At 70.7% G+C, this 17726-nt stretch carries 20 protein-coding genes and 1 pseudogene; 11 read left to right on the top strand and 10 right to left on the bottom strand.

All coding sequences use genetic code 11. The features are described from left to right. Nucleotides 1-48: 48 nt before the first annotated feature. From AB0D04_RS30890 to AB0D04_RS30880, 3 genes are all read right to left on the bottom strand, one after another. Nucleotides 49-285 carry a chaplin gene (locus AB0D04_RS30890; protein WP_362709921.1) on the bottom strand — a complete coding sequence of 79 codons (237 nt, stop codon included), beginning with the start codon at nucleotides 283-285 and terminating at the stop codon, nucleotides 49-51. 363 nt (nucleotides 286-648) lie between these two features. Beyond that, nucleotides 649-831, bottom strand: coding sequence for a hypothetical protein (locus tag AB0D04_RS30885; protein WP_362709920.1), 183 nt, complete (start codon nucleotides 829-831; stop codon nucleotides 649-651). A gap of 192 nt (nucleotides 832-1023) precedes the next feature. After that, complete coding sequence (locus AB0D04_RS30880; RefSeq protein WP_362709918.1) at nucleotides 1024-1275, bottom strand: chaplin; 252 nt, start codon at nucleotides 1273-1275, stop codon at nucleotides 1024-1026. A gap of 435 nt (nucleotides 1276-1710) precedes the next feature. Here AB0D04_RS30880 and AB0D04_RS30875 point away from each other — a divergent pair, with 435 nt between their 5' ends. Continuing rightward, nucleotides 1711-3390, top strand: coding sequence for a bifunctional 3'-5' exonuclease/DNA polymerase (locus AB0D04_RS30875; protein WP_362709916.1), 1680 nt, complete (start codon nucleotides 1711-1713; stop codon nucleotides 3388-3390). 108 nt (nucleotides 3391-3498) lie between these two features. Here AB0D04_RS30875 and AB0D04_RS30870 read toward each other — a convergent pair whose 3' ends face one another. Beyond that, complete coding sequence (locus AB0D04_RS30870) at nucleotides 3499-4131, bottom strand: TetR/AcrR family transcriptional regulator (protein ID WP_362709913.1); 633 nt, start codon at nucleotides 4129-4131, stop codon at nucleotides 3499-3501. Nucleotides 4132-4272: 141 nt separating this feature from the next. On the opposite strand from AB0D04_RS30870, the gene AB0D04_RS30865 reads away from it, so the two are divergent. From AB0D04_RS30865 to AB0D04_RS30855, 3 genes are all read left to right on the top strand, one after another. Next, nucleotides 4273-4980 (top strand): spheroidene monooxygenase, encoded by a 708-nt coding sequence (locus tag AB0D04_RS30865; RefSeq protein ID WP_362709912.1) that lies wholly within the window; start codon nucleotides 4273-4275, stop codon nucleotides 4978-4980. Nucleotides 4981-5114: 134 nt separating this feature from the next. After that, nucleotides 5115-5600 carry a hypothetical protein gene (locus AB0D04_RS30860; protein WP_362709909.1) on the top strand — a complete coding sequence of 162 codons (486 nt, stop codon included), beginning with the start codon at nucleotides 5115-5117 and terminating at the stop codon, nucleotides 5598-5600. Nucleotides 5601-5642: 42 nt separating this feature from the next. After that, entirely contained in the window at nucleotides 5643-6095 is a 453-nt protein-coding gene (locus AB0D04_RS30855; protein WP_362709906.1) for a RidA family protein, read from the top strand. Between the two features lie 199 nt (nucleotides 6096-6294). Here AB0D04_RS30855 and AB0D04_RS30850 read toward each other — a convergent pair whose 3' ends face one another. From AB0D04_RS30850 to AB0D04_RS30840, 3 genes are all read right to left on the bottom strand, one after another. After that, nucleotides 6295-7146: an arylamine N-acetyltransferase gene (locus tag AB0D04_RS30850; RefSeq protein ID WP_362709904.1), complete on the bottom strand. Its 852-nt coding sequence runs from the start codon at nucleotides 7144-7146 to the stop codon at nucleotides 6295-6297. A gap of 388 nt (nucleotides 7147-7534) precedes the next feature. Next, a complete protein-coding gene (locus AB0D04_RS30845) occupies nucleotides 7535-8860 on the bottom strand; it encodes an acyltransferase family protein (protein ID WP_362709901.1) in 1326 nt (441 codons plus the stop codon). 304 nt (nucleotides 8861-9164) lie between these two features. Beyond that, on the bottom strand, nucleotides 9165-9962 hold the full coding sequence (locus AB0D04_RS30840; protein WP_362709899.1) for a glycerophosphodiester phosphodiesterase family protein: 798 nt from the start codon (nucleotides 9960-9962) through the stop codon (nucleotides 9165-9167). Nucleotides 9963-10722: 760 nt separating this feature from the next. Here AB0D04_RS30840 and AB0D04_RS30835 point away from each other — a divergent pair. Beyond that, on the top strand, nucleotides 10723-11166 hold the full coding sequence (locus AB0D04_RS30835; RefSeq protein WP_362709897.1) for a hypothetical protein: 444 nt from the start codon (nucleotides 10723-10725) through the stop codon (nucleotides 11164-11166). A 37-nt stretch (nucleotides 11167-11203) separates the two neighbouring features. Here AB0D04_RS30835 and AB0D04_RS30830 read toward each other — a convergent pair whose 3' ends face one another. Beyond that, a complete protein-coding gene (locus AB0D04_RS30830) occupies nucleotides 11204-11599 on the bottom strand; it encodes a cupin domain-containing protein (protein WP_362709894.1) in 396 nt (131 codons plus the stop codon). Nucleotides 11600-11651: 52 nt separating this feature from the next. Here AB0D04_RS30830 and AB0D04_RS30825 point away from each other — a divergent pair, with 52 nt between their 5' ends. The 5 genes from AB0D04_RS30825 to AB0D04_RS30805 all read left to right on the top strand — a co-directional run bounded on the left by AB0D04_RS30825 (nucleotide 11652) and on the right by AB0D04_RS30805 (nucleotide 15905). Then, complete coding sequence (locus AB0D04_RS30825) at nucleotides 11652-12707, top strand: helix-turn-helix domain-containing protein (protein WP_362709892.1); 1056 nt, start codon at nucleotides 11652-11654, stop codon at nucleotides 12705-12707. Between the two features lie 168 nt (nucleotides 12708-12875). After that, complete coding sequence (locus AB0D04_RS30820; protein WP_362709889.1) at nucleotides 12876-13358, top strand: hypothetical protein; 483 nt, start codon at nucleotides 12876-12878, stop codon at nucleotides 13356-13358. A gap of 39 nt (nucleotides 13359-13397) precedes the next feature. After that, complete coding sequence (locus AB0D04_RS30815; protein ID WP_362709886.1) at nucleotides 13398-13538, top strand: hypothetical protein; 141 nt, start codon at nucleotides 13398-13400, stop codon at nucleotides 13536-13538. Between the two features lie 31 nt (nucleotides 13539-13569). Next, nucleotides 13570-14127 (top strand): TetR/AcrR family transcriptional regulator, encoded by a 558-nt coding sequence (locus tag AB0D04_RS30810; protein WP_362709884.1) that lies wholly within the window; start codon nucleotides 13570-13572, stop codon nucleotides 14125-14127. A gap of 107 nt (nucleotides 14128-14234) precedes the next feature. Continuing rightward, nucleotides 14235-15905, top strand: coding sequence for an alpha/beta fold hydrolase (locus AB0D04_RS30805; protein WP_362709882.1), 1671 nt, complete (start codon nucleotides 14235-14237; stop codon nucleotides 15903-15905). Between the two features lie 270 nt (nucleotides 15906-16175). Here AB0D04_RS30805 and AB0D04_RS30800 read toward each other — a convergent pair whose 3' ends face one another. Next, complete coding sequence (locus AB0D04_RS30800) at nucleotides 16176-16580, bottom strand: DUF3320 domain-containing protein (protein WP_362709879.1); 405 nt, start codon at nucleotides 16578-16580, stop codon at nucleotides 16176-16178. Between the two features lie 104 nt (nucleotides 16581-16684). Beyond that, on the bottom strand, nucleotides 16685-17263 hold the full coding sequence (locus AB0D04_RS30795; protein WP_362709877.1) for a hypothetical protein: 579 nt from the start codon (nucleotides 17261-17263) through the stop codon (nucleotides 16685-16687). 73 nt (nucleotides 17264-17336) lie between these two features. Here AB0D04_RS30795 and AB0D04_RS30790 point away from each other — a divergent pair. After that, nucleotides 17337-17726, top strand: a pseudogene (locus tag AB0D04_RS30790) (hypothetical protein); the annotation flags it as partial.

The following is a 17726-nucleotide window of genomic DNA, read 5'->3' as shown; positions in this document are numbered from 1 at the left end:
ACTGCGCGCCGGGGCCGGTCAGAGCGACCTGGATCGAATTGCCTTGAATCAGCGGTTGATGCAGACGTTGCCGAACGCCGGGTTGAGCACCGCGATGAAATTGACGGTGTTCCCGCACACGTTGATCGGAATGTTGATCGGCACCTGGACGGCATTTCCGGAGATCACGCCCGGGGAGCGCTTGGCGCCACCCTTGGCACTCGCGTCGTTGGCGAACGCCGGCGTAGCCGCGCCCACTGCCATGAGCGTGCCGACCGTAACTGCAGCGACCTTTGCGTACTTCACTTTCAGCCCTTCCTGCAGCGGGTCCGTAGCGGACACGACCGTCGTGCCGCACGGGCGCTCACCTGCTCGCCCGTAACTCCGCTGCCGTTATTGGTAACGACTTATCCTCGCCAGCCAAACTCCCGTGGCAGAGTTTTCGGAGGAATCGCCCGAATGGTGTAAAGCCATTTCGGGGGATTGCCGCCGCGCATACGATGCGAAAAAAGCCACCGGAGCCCGAACAGACGACGGACTCTCCGAATACGAATTCCTACCGAAAGGGGGATCGAGAATTCCGCCCAACGGTTTGTCACGGGATGCCGCGCGACCCGGTCCGCCCGCAGGGAGGTGCCGGCGGGCCCGGCCGTGCGGCCGATGGTCGGATCAGCGGTTGTGGACTCCGCTACCGGAGAGCACCGGAATGTCGCCCAGGATGGGCGAAGGTGCCTGGTCGCCCTTGACCTGCGTCGAGCGATTGCCGATCGCCATCGCCTGGGGGGCGACCGTCGCCGAGATTCCGACGTCGGATGCGGCTACGGCCGTCGTGGCCAGGACTCTCTTGATCACCGTTTACCCTTCTCGAAGCGGAATGCCCGTATGCAGAGCGCCCTGGTCAACTCGTCTCGGAGAGTGCGGTTTCGCCCATTCACCCGAATGCCGCGAATCCATAGACACATATCACTGCCTTTGGGCCCCTGGGCAGGCGAAAGGCCGGTACGGAGAGCACGTACCGGCCCTGCGTCTCGCGCTAGGCGATGGTCAGGCGTTGATGCACTTGTTGCCGAACGCCGCGTTCAACAGCCCGCCGCCGTTGATGGAGTTCCCGCAGACGTTGATCGGAATGTCGATCGGAACCTGGATGACGTTGCCGGAGACCACACCCGGGGAGTGGGCGGCGCCACCGGAGGCGTGGGCGCCACCGTGCCCGCCGGCGGCGGCGATTCCGGCTCCGCCCACAACGGCCACACCCGCGGCGGCGGACAGGACGACAGCCTTTGATACAAGCTTCACTGCGAACCTCTTTACTGAGCAGCATTCAGGGATCTGTACGCGCCGCTTAGAGCGACAAGCTGTTCAACGCATCAACCCGGAAAGAGGTAGTGGAGCATCCGGGTGAAAGAGGTTGCGCACCGGGACCGAGCCACAACAATTTCCCATCTTCGCATGTCAGGGCCGTCCGAACTCAATGGCAGGCCGATTGCCAATGGCGTTGCGTGCAATAGCGGAATTGGCGATGAAACTGAAGGTGACGCATGCGCGGTCCTGGCCCGGCGGCTGCGCAGGCTGCCTTCACCTCCGAACCCGCCGTCGCCACACGGCAGCTCCTCGTCCGTACCGGCTGGATCCGGCGGCTGTCGGTGTCGGCCGGCGGCGCTGCGCTGCGCCACAGGGTGCCGAATGCGCAGGTCAGGGCGATTGTCAGACCCTGGTGCAAGACTCAGGGACATGAGATGGGCAGTGGCGGAGACGGGCGACGGGGGTGCTCGTCTCTGCCCGCTCGCCCCGGACGGACATGCCGCGGGACCGGTGCGGGAAGAGCCCTCGCTCGCCGAGGCGGTCCGCTCGCGGCCCGAGGTCGAGCGGTGGGTGTGGCGTTCCACCACGGAGATCTACCGGCGCCTGCTCGCGGCCGGGGTGCGGGTCGCGCGCTGTTACGACGTCGAGGCGGCGGAGGCGCTGCTGATCGGCCATGAGGAGGGGCAGTCGGGCCAGCCCCGCTCCCTGGCCGCGGCCTGGGCGCGGCTGCACAGCCTGCCGGTCCCCGAGGACGCGCCGGCGCGGGCCGCCGAGACCCAGCCGTCACTGTTCGATCCGGGCCCGGTGCCGCTGCCGCCCGGCACGGACGAGCTGACGGCACTGCTGGAGGTCTATGCCGGCCAAGTGGCCCGTACGGCGAAGGCCGAGCACCCGGAGCGGATGCGGCTGCTGCTCGCCTCCGAGTCGGCGGGCATGCTGGTCGCCGCCGAGATGGCGCGGGCCGGGGTGCCGTGGCGGGCGGATGTGCACCGCGAGGTGCTGAACGGGCTGCTGGGCGAGCGCTATCCGGGCGGCCTCGAACCACGGCGGATGGCGGAGCTGGCGGAAGAGGTGTCGCGCGCCTTCGGGCCGGACGAACGAGTGCGCCCCGACCTGCCGAACGACATCATCAAGGCGTTCGCCAGAGCCGGCATCTCCCTCTCCTCCACCCGCAAATGGGAGCTCCAGCAGATCGACCATCCTGCCGTCGCGCCACTCCTCGCCTACAAATCCCTCTACCGCCTGCACACCGCCCACGGCTGGTCCTGGCTGCAGCAGTGGGTCCGCGACGGCCGCTTCCGCCCCGAGTACCTCCCCGGCGGCACGGTCTCCGGCCGCTGGACCACCAACGGCGGCGGCGCGCTGCAGATCCCCAAGGTGATCCGGCAGGCCGTGCTCGCCGACCCCGGATGGCGCCTGGTGGTCGCCGATGCCGACCAGATGGAGCCCCGGGTGCTGGCAGCCGTCTCCCGCGACCGCGGCCTGATGGAGGTCGCCGGCAGCGGCGAGGACCTGTACGCCGACCTCGCCGCCCGCGCCTTCCACGGCGACCGCGCCCAGGCCAAGCTCGCCCTACTGGGCGCCATCTACGGCCAGACGTCCGGCGACGCCCTCAAGCACATGGCCGATCTGCGCCGCCGCTATCCGGCCGCGGTGGCCTGCGTCGACGACGCCGCCCGCGCGGGCGAGGAGGGCCGCCTGGTGCGCACATGGCTGGGCCGCACCTGCCCGCCCGCCTCTGTGGCGCCCCCCGACGAGGCGGGCCTGCCCCAGGACGACGACCCGCCCGCCGGTTACGCCAAGAGCTCGGCGGCCCGCGCCCGCGGCCGGTTCACCCGCAACTTCGTCGTCCAGGGCAGCGCCGCCGACTGGGCCCTGCTGATGCTGGCGGCCCTGCGCCATGCGCTGAGCCGCGCCGGCCTCCGCGCCGAACTCGTCTTCTTCCAGCACGACGAGGTCATCGTCCACTGCCCTGCCGAGGAGGCCGACACCGTCGCCGAGGCCATCACCACGGCCGCGGCGGCAGCGGGCCGCATTGCCTTCGGCGACATACCGGTCCGGTTTCCGTTCACGACGGCGGTGGTGGATTGCTATGGCGATGCAAAGTGACGCGTCTGTGTGTGTGGGGGGGGGCAGGTGGGGTGATACCGGCGTCGCACTGCACCGGGCGGCGGACGGGGCAGCTGCGGACGACACTGCGTCCGGAAGCGGCCTGACTCAGCGCCTGCCGTCGTCGGCCCGCTCTTCGCCCGGGGCCGCGGCCGTAGCCATCAGGCCACGGGTGATCCGCAGCATCGCCGCGACCAAGACGTCGCGCGGGCGCTCGGGGCGTTCCAGCCACCACAGCGCAAGACCGTAGAGCGAACTGCGGATCGCCTCGCCCAGCGGCTCCAACTCCGCCTCCGGGATGCCGGGCACGAACTCGCGGAGCAGCGCCATATCGGTCTCCCGCTGCCGGCGCTGCAGTTCGCGGTGGAACGCCTGCACCTCCGGATCGCCGGTGGTGTCCCGAAACATCATCCGCCAGATGTACGGATGGCTCTCCACATGGCCGAACCAGGCGTCGTACATCGCCGCCACTCTGGCTTCCAAGTCGCCCTCACCGTCGAGCAGTTCACGGATCGGGGCGGCGGCCAGCTCGTCGCGGTGCCGCTCCAGCAGGGCGAGGTGCAGGTCCTGCTTGGAGTCGAAGTGGCGGTAGAGCATCGGCTTGCTCAGTCCGGCCGCGGCGGCGATCTCCCCGATGGTCGTGCCCGCGTAGCCGCGCTCCGCGAACAGCCGGGCGGCGGCGTCCTCGATCCGCGTACGGGCCTCGGCGCGGGAGGCCCGGCTCCGGTCGATCTCACTCATGCGCACTCGCTCACGTGATCTGGCTCATTTCGGGTGGCGGGGTGGGGTGGCCAACGCCGTCGACAGATCCCATACTAGTAGGTGTACCGCTTGGTACACCATGCAGTAACTTGAGCGGTTCCGAGGATTCCGAGGCACCACGTGATCATTTCCCTGCACTTCGCCGAACTCGGCGTCCGCGCCGCTCGGGCCGCACTGACCGAGCGCCCCCGCCCAGAGGCCGTTCCCGGACTCCGTTACGCGCAGACCACCCTCACCGGCGGCATCGCGGCCGGCATACCCAGGCTGCGGCCCGGCCGGGCCGCGCTACTCGCCGCGTGGGAGGACGACGCCGCCCTCGACCGCTTTCTCGCCGAGGATCCGCTGGCCCGGCGGATGGCCGACGGCTGGCATGTGCGGCTCCAGCCCGTCCGGGCCACGGGGTCGTGGAGCCCGATGCCGGTGGAACTGACTCCGGGCGCCGTGATGAACGACGAGGACGGTCCGGTCGCCGTCCTCACCCTGGGGCGGCTGCGGCTGCGGCTGCGCCGCGCGGTGCCGTTCCTGCGGGCCAACTCCACGGCCTCTGGGCGGGCCGCGGCCGATCCGTCGCTGGTTGCGTCGGTTGCCCTGGCCAGGCCGCCCCGGTTCGTCGGCACCTTCTCGGTATGGCGCAGCGTGGCGGCGATGAGCCGGTACGCGTACGGATCCGCGCGGCCCGAGCACAAGGAGGCGGTCAGGGCGCATCAGGCGACGGCGTTTCACCACGAGGCGGCGTTTGTGCGCTGCCGGCCATACGGGGCGGAGGGCCGGCTGGACGGCCGGGAGCCGATCACGGCGGCGGCCGCGGGCGGGGCGGATACGCCGTAGGTGCGGCCGGTACGCCCCTGCTGGGGGCCGGTATGCCCGACCCGTACTGAGTCTGGTCGGGCAGCAGGGTCGGCCGGGCGGCCTGCCGCCGCGTGCCGTAGTGGTCGGCGCCGGGGCGCGGAGGTACGGCCACCATGGCCGGGACGAACGCCGAGGCGGGGCGGCCTTTGCGGGCACGACCCGGCGGCGTACGGCCTGAACTCGCCGGTAGGGGCCGTGGGCAGGTGGCGGCCAAGAAGGCGATCTGCGCGGCCGCGCTGACCATGGCCAAGCCCGCACGTGGCGTTCACGCCTTTCTGGGCATGTCCACCGCGGATATCGCGCGCAGCTTCCGTGCCGATGTCGCCTTTCTGTCCACCTCCGCCGTCGACAACGGCCCCTGCTGCCACCAAGTGGAGGAGAACGTCCGGGTCAAGCGGGCGTTGACGGCCGCGGCACGACGCAAGGTGCTGCTGGTGGACCACTCCGCATTCGGCCGTCAGGCGCTCTACGAGCTGGCGCCGTTGGCCGACTTCGATCTCGCCATCTCCGACGAAGAGCTTCCCCAGGAGGAGCGGGACGCGCTTGAATCCCTAGGTATGCGGTACGAATTGGCGGCGGAGGGAGCCCACCGGAGATGAGCGGGCAGGCGCAGGGGGTACGTGGGATGAACGGGGCCGCGAATGAGCGCTGAGACGTCTGCGCCGGCCGCTTCGGCTGCTTCGGGCGCCTCCGGGGCCGGTCTGGAGCGCATCAACCCGCCGCATCTGGCACCGCCGACGGGGTTCAGTCATGCCGTGCGGGCCGCGTCCGGGACCATGATCTTTCTCGCCGGGCAGACCGCCCTCGACGGGACCGGCCGGATCGTCGGGGAGGGGATCGTCGCGCAGTTCGAGCGGGCGCTGTCGAACCTGCTGGCGGTGGCGGCGGCCGCGGGCGCGGGACCGTCCGATCTTGCCAAGCTCACCGTCTTCGCCGTCGATGTGGCCGACTACCGACGGCACGCCCGGGACCTCGGGCTGGTGTGGAAGCGCCTGGTCGGCACCGACTTTCCGGCCATGGCCGTGATCGGCGCAACGCGGTTGTGGGACGAGGCGGCGTTGGTGGAGATCGAAGGCATCGCGGTGGTCGGGTAAGGCATTGTCCGGGCAGGCGTCGTCGGGCTAGGCGTTGCCGGGGCAGGCGCTGGGTCGGGCACGGCGTCAGTGTTGCCGGAGCGCATGTCGGCGTTGTCGGGGGAGACAGCGGCGACGGGCAGGAAGGCATCGTCGGCGGGCAAGAAGGTATGGCCGGTGGCGCGGATGGGCATCGATGCCCCCGGGGCGATGTGTACCCCTAGGGGGCATCCCTGAGGGACCCCTGGTACGCGGCCAGGGCCTCCGCGTCCGGGCCCGGCAGGGTGATCCCGAACTCCGTTTCCAGGACCTCGGGAGTCTCCTCCGGTGCGATCTCGCGGGCCTCCGTGGACCAGTCGGGGCGCGTGCGGGTCAGTTCGTGACCGATCAGCGAGGTACGTAGACCGGGGAGCGGGCGCTGGACCACCAGGCGATGGACGAAGGGCGAGCGCGGGTGGGTGGAGATGTAGTGGTTGAACACGGCGTAGTCGACGGGGAAGCGGCGTTCCGTGCCGAAGCCGTAGAGGTCCATCCAGCCGTCCTCGGTGCGGGAGCGCAGGGCCCATGTCCCGGTCTCCCCTTCGTAGGCGAGGGCGAAGGTCCAGCCGCCCTGGCGGACCTCGATTCCGTCCCGTAGGGGAAGGGGTTCGAGCAGCGCCGAGCCGCCGAAGCCGACGTCGGTGAGGAAGTCCTCGCCGTCCAGCTCGACCTTCAGCAGCGCGTGGGTGACCGGGCGCAGGCGGTCGTCGCCCATCCGGATCCGGGCGCCGAGGCCGGTGACGCGGAAGCCGAAGCGGTCCAGGGCGGCGGCGTAGAGGAGGTTCTGCTCGTAGCAGTAGCCGCCGCGGTGGCGGTCGATCATCTTGGTCTGGAGGGTTGCCAGGTCGAGCGGGATCGGGCGGCCCAGGACCACATCGATGTTCTCGAAGGCGATGGATGCCGAGTGGCGGGCGTGCAGTTGGCGCAGGGCGTCGAGGGTCGGCTCGCGGTCGCCCTCGTAGCGGATGCGGGCCAGGTAGGCGTCGAGGCGTATCTGGTCTCCGCCCCAGAGGGAGCCGGTGGGGGTGGTCATGGGGTCACCGGTGTGGGCCACGGTGTGAGGTCGCCCGCCGTCCCGTTGGCTTGGCCGAGGGCATACGGGGTGGCTGATGGGTGGGCCGATGGGTTGACCGATGGCATGGCTGCTCGCATGGCTGTTGGCGGGGCCGTTGGCGGGGCTGTTGGTAGGCCGTACGACGAGCGTAGGAGGCGAGGTGGCGGGCCGCATCGGCTGGTGGGCCGAGGCCCGTTCGCCCCGGGGACCTCGGTCGTCCGGAACAGCCCTGACCAGTCCGGAACAGCCCTGACCAGCAGAGGTCGGGACCAGTAAGGGTCGGGACCAGACACGTCAGGGGCACCTGTTCCACCGGAGTCGCCCGGTGGGGCAGGTGCCCCTGACGTCGTTCACGCGCGCCTGATGGTCAGTTCCGGCCGCGGGCCGTTCCGACCGGGTCCTTCTTGAAGGCCCAGGTCATCTTGGGCTCCATCGCCCAGCGGAACATCCGCTGCACAGGTGGTGTGCACAGCACGGTGATGAGGGCGCCGGCGCCGAGGGTGAGCAGCACCATGCCCCAGGGCCGGTGCAGCCACGGGGCGTCGTACCAGTCCCAGAAGCGGGAGCCCTTGGCGACGAAGCCGTGCAGGAGGTAGCCGTAGAGGGTGCCCGCGCCCAGCGCCGTGCACCACATCGTGCGGCCCGGGATCCAGGCGAAGAAGCAGGCCACCAGGACCAGCGAGCACCCGAACATCGCCAGCGTCATCACCACGCCGCTCCACCAGGGTGCGGCCAGTTCCTGCGCGGCGTCCCGGTGGTAGAACCAGGCAGCGTTCATGCGGGGCGCGGCCCAGTACGCGAAGACCAGCGCGGCGAGGAAGACCGGTACGGCCGCGATGCGCGCTTCCTTGCGGCGTACGAGCTTGAAGTGCTCGGCCTTCAGGCACAGGCCGACGACGAAGAACGGAAGGAACTGCAGCGTCCGTTGGAGATCGAGGTCATTTCCGATGTCCGGTGAGATGGACGCGAGCACCGCTATCGACAGCGCGAGCGGGAGCGGCCAGCGGACGATCTTCCACAGCGGAGTGGTCAGCCGCCAGATGAACAGCGCCAGCAGGAACCACGTGAGGTACCAGGGGTCCGTGAGGCTGACGGGGTAGTGCGGGTCGTCGTCCGCCCACCTCTTGAAGAGGGTGTAGGCGACCTCAAAGAGGATGTAGGGGACGGCAACGCCGGTGATCAGCCGCTGGAGGCGGTCCTTGCGCATGTCGAAGCTGCGCGAGAAGTAGCCGGAGATGATGATGAACGCCGGCATATGGAAGGCGTACACGGTGATGTAGAGCGCGGCAGCCGTACGACTGCCGTCGCGCAGCGGCTCCCAGGAATGCCCCATCGCCACCAGGACAATGGCCAGGTACTTCGCGTTGTCGAAGAACGCGTCGCGGGACTTTCCCTTGGCGTCGGCCGCGGCGGCCTTACCGTGTCCCTTGCGTGCCTTGTGCCTGCCGTGCGATCCGGCGGCGGGCCTGGCGCGCGTGCCCTGGCCGCCGGGGTATGCCTGCGGCGTCGGCCGGGTTGCGGTGTCCACCCCGGGGGCCACCCCGGTGGCGGTCCCGGTGGCCGTCGCGGCCGCCGGTGCCATGGTGGCGGTCGCGCCCGCTCTCGGCGGGTCGTACGACGCCTCGGCCGGCATCTGCCACTGCGGAGGAAGCGGCGTCCGCCGCTCGCCGTACGCCGGAAAATCGTTCTTCAAGGGCCCTCCTGGAACGAACCCTGAGGAGGAGCTGGACGCGGGCCCGCACCGGGCCCCAAATCGGAACCCAAAAGCCTAATCCTGCGTCTTAGTTCTTTTACGGGGAGTGTGGCGGCGTCGAACATCTCTGGCACCATAGCCGTGCCGCGGGAATCCAGTAAATCCCCGCCCGGCGCGGCTCACCCGGCCGCTTGTCCGGCTTCCACAGCTCCTTCACGCACCCTGAACGTACCGTGCGACGGGGGCACTGGTGTACGTGGATCCATCGATGCGCGAAATCAAGACAATGCCGCAGTAATGCGCCCTAGGTGATGACCCCTTCAATCCCCCGGGCCCGCGCCTCCCGCACTCCCGTGTTCTTGCCCACATCCCAGGCATAGACCTCCAACGGCCTGCCGTGCGGGCCGCGCAGCCGGTGGACGGCCTTGATCCAGCGCGAACTCAGCGCGGACATACGGGGGTTGATCTCATCGACGAACCGGGCATAACGCGCCAGTCCGGCCGGCGGGGGCGATCCCAGAATGCCCGTGCGTACCTGGGGCACCAGCTGGTGGACCCTTTTTACGCAGGCCACGCAGAAGCTCTGCACGACCAGCCGACTTCTGACATGCGCACGATTCAGCCATCCTCGGCGGCGGAGTTCGCGGACGACGCCCGCCTCGATTCCGGGATAGGCCTTGGGGTACTTGATCTCCAGCAACAGCCGCTGGTCGTTGTGGTCCAGACGGCGCAGATAGCGGGCGAGGGTCGGCACCCGCTCCCCCGCGAACCGCGGGCCGAACCAGCTGCCGGCGTCCAGCCGTGCGATCTCGACCGCGGTGAAATCCCCTACCCGCCAGGGCGCCCGGCCGGGGAACACCTTTTCGGCGTCGGTCGTCCGTTTCAGGGTGGCGTCGTGCATGACCACCAGTTGGCCGTCCTTGGTGCGCTGGACGTCGTTCTCCACCCAGGTGAGCCCGCGGCGGTACGCGGCATCGACGGCGGCGAGGGTGTTCTCGGGCGCGTGGCGGGAGGCGCCGCGGTGTGCGATCACCAGTGGCGACCCGGCGCCCGGCCGCGGACCGGTTCCCGCCGCGGACAGCGGCACCGCGGCCATGGCCATGAAGGCGAAGCTTGCGGCGGCGGGCCTCAGCGGTCCCCGAAGGAGCCGGCCCGGCAGCCTCGGGGGCGGTCTCCGAGGCGGCCTCCGAGGCGGTATTCGCAGCATGGGGCGCCTCCTGGTCGCTGACCCCCACCATGCCTTCGCCCCCCGGGGGCCGCCACGCGGGACGGCCATCCGGGCACCGCGGCGCATCGCCCGGCGAATCGCTGAACGGATCGCCCAGCGGATCACCCAGCGGATCGCCCGGCGATTCGGAGGTGATGAACTCCGCGCGATATCCGGCCGAGGCCGGGCCCATATGCCCGGAATTGCAGATGCCCCAAGCGGTGGTCAACTCGCCGAATACGGCATGGAATTGGCGTCGCGCTGGGCGGATTCACCCCGGAATGCCCGTACGCATTGTTCTCCACGCAAGAGGGGGCCCTTTATGACCAGCAGCTCCACGCCCACCTCCACCTCTGGAAGCGGGCCGGTCCGGCGGCCGTGCCGGTGGGGTCCGCCCGGGGCAGGGCGCACGTCCGTATCGGGCGAGCGTCCGTAAACGGGCATCCGTAAACGGACGCGCGCCCCTGATGCGTGAGCCCGGATCCATTACGGGCAGCCCCCGATATGTCCCTGACGCCGGACGCGACGCGAGTCGTCCGCGCGAGCGATGAACGGGCGGCGGGCGGGCCGGATCCTGGAAACGGCCGTCCGCGAAGGAGGAGCCGCTGCTGCGGCGCCCGTACGGATCGCGCCGCCCCCACGCGAAAGGAACACCATGAACGCCCGCAGCCCGCAGCCCTTAGCGGTGGCCGACGAGAACCTGCATCATCCGCGCAGCCTGACGGCGTTCCGCGGCACGAAGCTGCTCGCCGGCGGCTACCTCGGCCTCAGTGTGCTCACCCTCATGGCCATCGCCCTGCTCCCCAGCGATGCCGCGACAGTGAACGACGCGGTCTGGATACGGGGAAGCATCGTCGTCGCCAGTGCCCTGCTGACCTTCGTCAGCGCCGTCCACGCGGCCCGCGGCTCCCGCCGGGCGTATCGGCGACTGCGGATCATCTCGGGCGTCATGCTCGTGGCCATCGCAGCCATCATCGCGGTGCCCGGCACCTTCCCCCTGTGGATGAAGATCGAGCAGGGCGCCTGCGGACTCTTCCTGATAGGCGTCGCCGCGCTCGTCAACGGCAGACACCTGCGCTCGTTGTTCGCCGCCAGGTAGGCCAGGGGCTCCACCACGCTGCCGGATCACTGTGCGCTCACCCCTCCAGCGAGTGCCCCGTGGTCGCGTCCACATGGTCCGGGACGTCCTCGTGCCGATCGCCGACGGTCAGCGTCCCGGTGGGCTCGAACAGCATGATCGAGGCGCCGTCCGCGGAGTACGGCTTGTGCTCGGTGCCCCGCGGCACGGTGAACGCCGACCCGGCCGGCAGCGTCACCGCACGCTCGCCGTCCCCGTCCCGGAGCCCGATGTGCAACTCACCGTCGAGCACGAGAAAGAACTCATCGGTGCTCTCGTGCACATGCCAGATGTGCTCCCCCTTCACCTTGGCGATCCGTACGTCGTAGTCGTTGACACGGGTGACGATGCGCGGACTCCAGAGGACATCGAAGGAGGCCAACGCCTTGGCAAGAGAGGTGGGTTCGCTGCTCATGGGCTCATCCTCCGCCGTGCCGTGGCGCTCTCGCGAGTGCTAGAAATCGCATATGCCGCAAGATTCCTCGCACCCTCCGGCGTCCGCGCCCCGGACGCTCCCGGACCGCACGCCCCCGGACCGCACGCCCCCGCCCGGCAGCCCCCACCGCGTCGTCGTGATCGTCGACGAGAACTCCAACCCGTTCGAGCTCGGCTGTGCGACGGAGATATTCGGCCTGCGCAGACCCGAACTCGGCAGGGATCTCTACGAGTTCGCCCTCTGCTCGCCCCTGCCGCGCACCCTCATGCGGGACGGCTTCTTCACCCTTACCGGCGTGGGTGACCTCGACGCCCTGGCCGACACCGCCGACACCCTGATCGTCCCCAACCGCCCGGACACCGACGTACCGCGCCGCCCGGCCGTACTGGACGCCATCAGACGGGCACATGACCGCGGCGCCCGCCTCGTCGGCTTCTGCAGCGGCGCCTTCACCCTCGCCGAGGCCGGCGTCCTGGACGGCCGCCGGGCCACCGCCCACTGGCAGTGGGCCGACTCCTTCCGCGACCGCTTCCCCTCCGTACGCCTCGAGCCGGACGTGCTCTTCGTCGACGACGGCGACATCCTCACCGCGGCGGGCAGCGCGGCCGCCCTCGACCTCGGCCTGCACCTCGTCCGCCGCGACCACGGTGCCGAGGTCGCCAACTCCGTCAGCCGCCGCCTCGTCTTCGCCGCCCACCGCGACGGCGGCCAGCGCCAGTTCGTCGAACGGCCCGTCCCCGACGTCCCGGATGCCTCCCTGGCCCCCGTACTGGCCTGGGCCCAGCAGCACCTCGACACCCCCCTCACCGTCGCCGACCTCGCCCGCCACGCCGCCGTGAGCCAGGCCACCCTCCACCGCCGCTTCCGCGCCCAGCTCGGCACCACGCCGCTGGCCTGGCTCACCGGCGAACGCATCGCCCTCGCCTGCCGCCTCATCGAGCGCGGTGAGCAGCGCCTCGACATGGTCGCCCGGCGCAGCGGCCTGGGCACCGCGGCCAATCTGCGTGCCCACCTGCGGCGGGAGACGGGTCTGAGTCCGTCGTCCTACCGGCGGAGGTTCGGGGTGGGGGCGGGCCCGTCCGGCTGAGCGGCCGCTCCCACCCGGAGCGGCGGTCGGCCACGGAGTCCCCGGGCCCATATGGCGGTCAGGTAACAGCCGCCGATGAGCGGCTGTTACACGCCCGACAGGCCGCCGAGAGACATCACCCATAGCTTCTGAAGCATCGACCGATCCCCACGAACCGGAGCGAGAGCCATGACCCGCACCCCGAGCACGACCCGGCGCAAGAAGTCGGCCGCAGGAGCCGCCGCTCTGGCCGGCGTCGCCGTCCTCGGCATGTTCGCCACCGCCCACACGGCAGACGCCACCCCGGCCCACTCCACGTCCACCTCCGTCGCCACCCCCTACGTCATCAACCACTACGGGGAGGAGAACGCCGACAAGGGGAGCGCCGAGCGCAGCCCCAAGAACCTGGTGCTCTCCGAATTCACCTCGATCGGCAGCGTCCACTGGAAGCAGTGGGGCGCAAAGAAGGCGGTCGGCACCGGCAAGGTCACCGGCAGCTGGTGCCTGGACACCTGCCTCGACAAGCCGCTGACGGCGACCGTCACCCTCTCGGCCCCCAAGACCGTGCACGGCAAGAAGGTCTTCTCCGGCTTCACCCTGAAGCCGGCCGGGAAGCCCGGTCCGTACGATTCCGAGGACCTGCACGGCAAGCGTCCGCTCGCCACCAGCTGACGCGGAGAGCACCGGCTCGCGAGGAACAGGCCCACGGCCGTGACCGCCGGCCTCCTGCCGGCGCCCGGCGGCCGTGGGTGCCGCCTGTGCGACCGCCCCGAGCAGCCGCGCATCGAGCGCCCCGCGCCCAGCCCCACCCGGACCACCGGCCCGACCTGGGCGGTCGTAGAGGGCAGTTGAAATAATATGCAGACCGGTCTAGTTTTGCGCCATGGGACAGAAGGGCGCCGAGACGCGGGACCGGCTGCTGGATGCGACGCAGGATCTGGTCGAGACCGGGGGGTATGCCGGCGCCGGGCTCAATCAGGTGATCGCGCTCAGTGGCGCGCCCCGCGGCTCGCTCTACTTCCACTTCCCCGGCGGCAAGGACCAGTTGGTCGGCGAGTCCGTACGCCGGGCCGGCCGGACGATCGGCGATGCCTTGGCAGGCCTGGCCGATGCCGGCCCGTCGGTGGCGGAGTTCGTCGACGGGGTGCTGCGGCTCCTGGGCGACCGGCTGGAGGAATCGGGCTGGCGCAGGGGATGCCCGGTGGCCACCGTGGCGCTCGAAACGGCCGCCACCAGCGACCCGCTGCAGGAGGCCTGCTCGGAGGTCTATACCGCTTGGGAGGAAGCCCTCCGCGCGCGGCTGGACGGCCATCCGGACGCCGACGATCTCGCGGTCACGATCCTGGCCCTGGTCGAGGGCGCGCTGCTGCTGGCCAGGGCGCACCGCAACAGGGAGCCGCTGAACCGCGTCGCCCGCCAGATCGCCACCCTGCTGAGCTGAGCCGACCTGGCCCGGCCCGCCGCAATGGGCGGGCCTCTTTTCGGCACGAAAAATATGTAGAGCGATCCATTTAACGGATCGATCATCCATTGCTACTGAGGAGACCCATGGACGCGATTGTCTTCGGTGCGACCGGCTTCATCGGCCGTTCCCTCGTCGCCGAACTGCTCGGCAGGGGGCAGCGGGTGGCGGCAGCCGTACGGACCGACACCCTCACCCCCTGGCTGGCCTCCCAGGGCGTCGACACCGGCGGGCTGGTCATCGTCACCGCCGACATCACGCGACCGCTCACGGGACTGCCCGAGGTGCGCGACGTCTACAACACCGCCGCGCGCTTCGCCTTCGGCCTCGGTGTGGAAGAGGCGCGGGCGACCAACGTCACCGGGGCGCTCCACGTGCTCGAATGGGCCGCCGCGCTGCCCGGCCTGCGGCGGCTGGTGCACATCAGCGGGTACCGGGTGAGCGCGTCCGACGGCCACCCCGACTACGCCGAGTTGGGGGCGTACGAGGCGTCGAAACTCGAGGCCGATCGCGCGGTGCGCGCCCGGGGGCGCGAGTTGGAGGTCCCGCTGACCCTCGTCAATCCCGGCACCGTGATCGGGCCGGGCCAGTACATCGGCCTGGCCACCCTCGTCGAGCACCTGTGGAACGGGAAGCTCCCTGCGCTGCCCGGCGGCCCCGACGTCTTCCTGCCGATCGTCACCATCGGCCACTTCGCGCGGTTTCTGGCGGAGGTCCCCGCATCGCCTGCGGGTGAGCACCACTGGGTGCTCGACGACACCACTCCCCTCCTCCCCGAGCTGATCGGCACGATCGCCGCCCACACGGGCGTACGGGCGCCTCGCCGGACCATTCCCGTCGGCCTGCTGCGGCGTCTGCCGCGGAAGGTGACCGGTGCCGACCCCGAGACGCTGTCGTTCCTGTCGGCCGACCGCTATCCGACGGCCTCCGCCCGCGCCCTCGCCGCGCGCGCCGGCCTGGAAATGCCCCCGGCCGCCGACGCCCTGCGCGTATGGGCGGACGACCTGGTGGCCGCCCGCTTCGGCGCCGCGTCGCCCTGGCTGCGTCCGTACGGCTTCCACACCGTGGGTGGCAGTCGTACGTGGGTGACGGGAGAGCGGCGGCGCCCCGCCCACGTCCTGCTGCACGGACTGCCGATGAACGCCGACCTGTGGGCGCCCCTCGCCGGCCACCTCTCCGGCCCGGTCCTGGCGCCCGACCTGCCCGGCCTGGGGCGCTCGGCCGCCGCCGCCCAGCCGGTGGAAGCATGGCTGGCCGACCTGCTGAGTCCGGTGCAGACCCGCCCGGTGCTGGTCGCCCACTCGCTGGCCTGCGGACCCGCGCTGCGCTTCGCCGTCGAGCATCCGGAGCGCGTCGGCCGGCTCGTCCTCGTCTCCCCGGCATTTCTGCAGGCCCCCGGCCGCCGGCTCACCCGTCTGGCCGTGCCGATGATGCGCCGCGCGTCCGCCGCTCGCCTCGCCAGGACGCTCGGCCTGCCGGAGGGGCCGGAGGTGGAAAGCGCCGCGGCCGATCTGCGCCGTCCCGGCGTGGCGCACCGGGTGGTCACAGCTCTGCGTGCGGATGCCGCCGGGCGCGAGAGGTTGCGGGCACTGCTGGACCGGGTGAGCATCCCGGTCCAGATCGTCGCGGGCTCGGCCGAACCGCTGGTCACGGCCGTCGACCATCCGGTGGCCGAGATCGCCGGGGCCGGACACTACCCGCAGCTCACCCATCCGGCCGAGGTCGCCCGCCACCTCGGCGCGGCCTCACGGGCTTGAGCTCACCGGCTCACCGCTACGTACCGGAGAGCCGGACGACGCAGCAGCGGCGGGCCTCCTGGCCGCCACCGCTCTCACCCCACGGTCTGATCCGTCGCGAGACCGAGCCGGAAGACGGTCAGGCCGTGTCCCCTCATCTCGCCACGGTGATCCGACCGTCCGCCCCGCCGAGGATCCCCCGGTCGTACAGCGCATCGATGTCGGCTTCCAAGATTTCGCCTATGTCCCGGCCCGCTCGCCGCCGGCCAAAGAATTCACGAGTGTGCCGGATCAGTTCGTCCCGCGACATTCCAGGGCACTCAGCCGCAAGCTGGTGCAGCGCCGGCTGCCGCTCCGCCGGGGCGACGCGACGTGCGCGGCCTTGCGCGAGGTGCCCTCGCCGTCCGGGGTGCGGGCCTTGAGTTCGTCCCGATGTGCCACGTCGACGAAATCGCCGCGGACTGCGGCCTTGCCCGCACGCGCGAGGCTGCGCGCCCCTGTGTGGACGTTGTCACGGATCCGGCGGCCCGCCCGCGCCAGGCCCCACGCCGCACGTGCCCGTTGGACCAACAACTCCTCATGGATGGGCCCCTCGACACCTGTGAGGTCAGCCAGGAGCCTGCGCAACGCGGGGTGGGCCTCCTGCGTGTGCAGTTCGTACGGCGAGCTGACGGCCGTGCCACATGTCTCGTACACGGTGCTCCACGGCCGGTCCGACCCGGTGTCTACCGGAACGCGCTCGTGGTCCACCGCCAGAGCAGCGGCGGGCGGGAGCACTCCGTCCCCGTTCGCTGTACCGCTCATCGGGCTCTCGGCCTGCGCCGCTGGGCATCGTGTGCAGCACCGGCGGCGGCCGTCGGCTCCGCCGGCCCCGTCGCCGCCGATGCCGCGAGCGGGCTCCGGGCGACCGCCGGCTCGACCGCCTCGCGCAGCCGCAGCTCGGCAGCGGCGCGGCCGCGATACCAGTCGGTGCCCCAGATGCGGTAGAGCCGCCAGCCCAGACCGGCGAGTACCTGTTCGCGCAGACGGTCCCGGTCGCGGGCGGCCTTGGAGGATTGGTACATCGCACCGTCGCACTCGATGCCACGAGCGAACGAACCCTGGAACTCCGGATGGCGCAGGCCGAGGTCGGTGCGGTGGCCGGCGACGCCGACCTGCGGCTGGGCCTGATATCCCCAGTCGCGCAGCACCTGGAGAACGGACTCCTCGAAGGGGCTGTCGGGTTCGGCGTCGCCCTGCATCACGTCCTCCGCAAGGATCGCAGAGCCGTTCTCGGCGTACTCCAGGTACCTCTTGAGGTGCTGCACGCTCTCGTTCGCGCTGTCCGCGAGTCCACCGCCCCGGAACGAGGCCACGACCTCCATACGGAAGCGGGCCACGGGTGACGGCAACGTTGAGCCGACGCCGGCCTCCGTCCTTGTTGACGGGGCCGAAGTCCGTGCCGAATGTGCCGTGCTCGTCCGGACCGTAGCCGATCGACATGATCATGACGTCACGCTCGTCGCCCTGTACCGATTCGAGGTTCTTGACGATGAACCCGTCGAGACGGTCCTCGGTGCAGCAGTGGTTCAGGTCCGGGCGACGCAGCCGGGCCTGCTGGACGGCCTGGTCGATGGCCGATGCCTGGGCCTGGGCCTGGGCCTGGGAGAGGGCGATGGCCCCAAGAGTGCGGCCCGGGCGGGTGTCGAAGTGGTGGATGACCCGCTCGGCGACCAGTTCCGCCTCTATGCGGTTGTCCCGGCGGCCACCTCGGTCGCCATCGGTACGCCCCTGGGCCTGATCGTCGCCCGCGTCAAAGCCGTACGCGCCGCGATCGGCCCGATCCTGAGCGGACTGCAGTCC

The organism is Streptomyces sp. NPDC048483 (assembly GCF_040651455.1).
GTDB lineage: Bacteria > Actinomycetota > Actinomycetes > Streptomycetales > Streptomycetaceae > Streptomyces.
The sequence above is the reverse complement of the archived record's forward strand: the minus strand, read 5'-3'. Positions and strand labels throughout refer to the sequence as shown.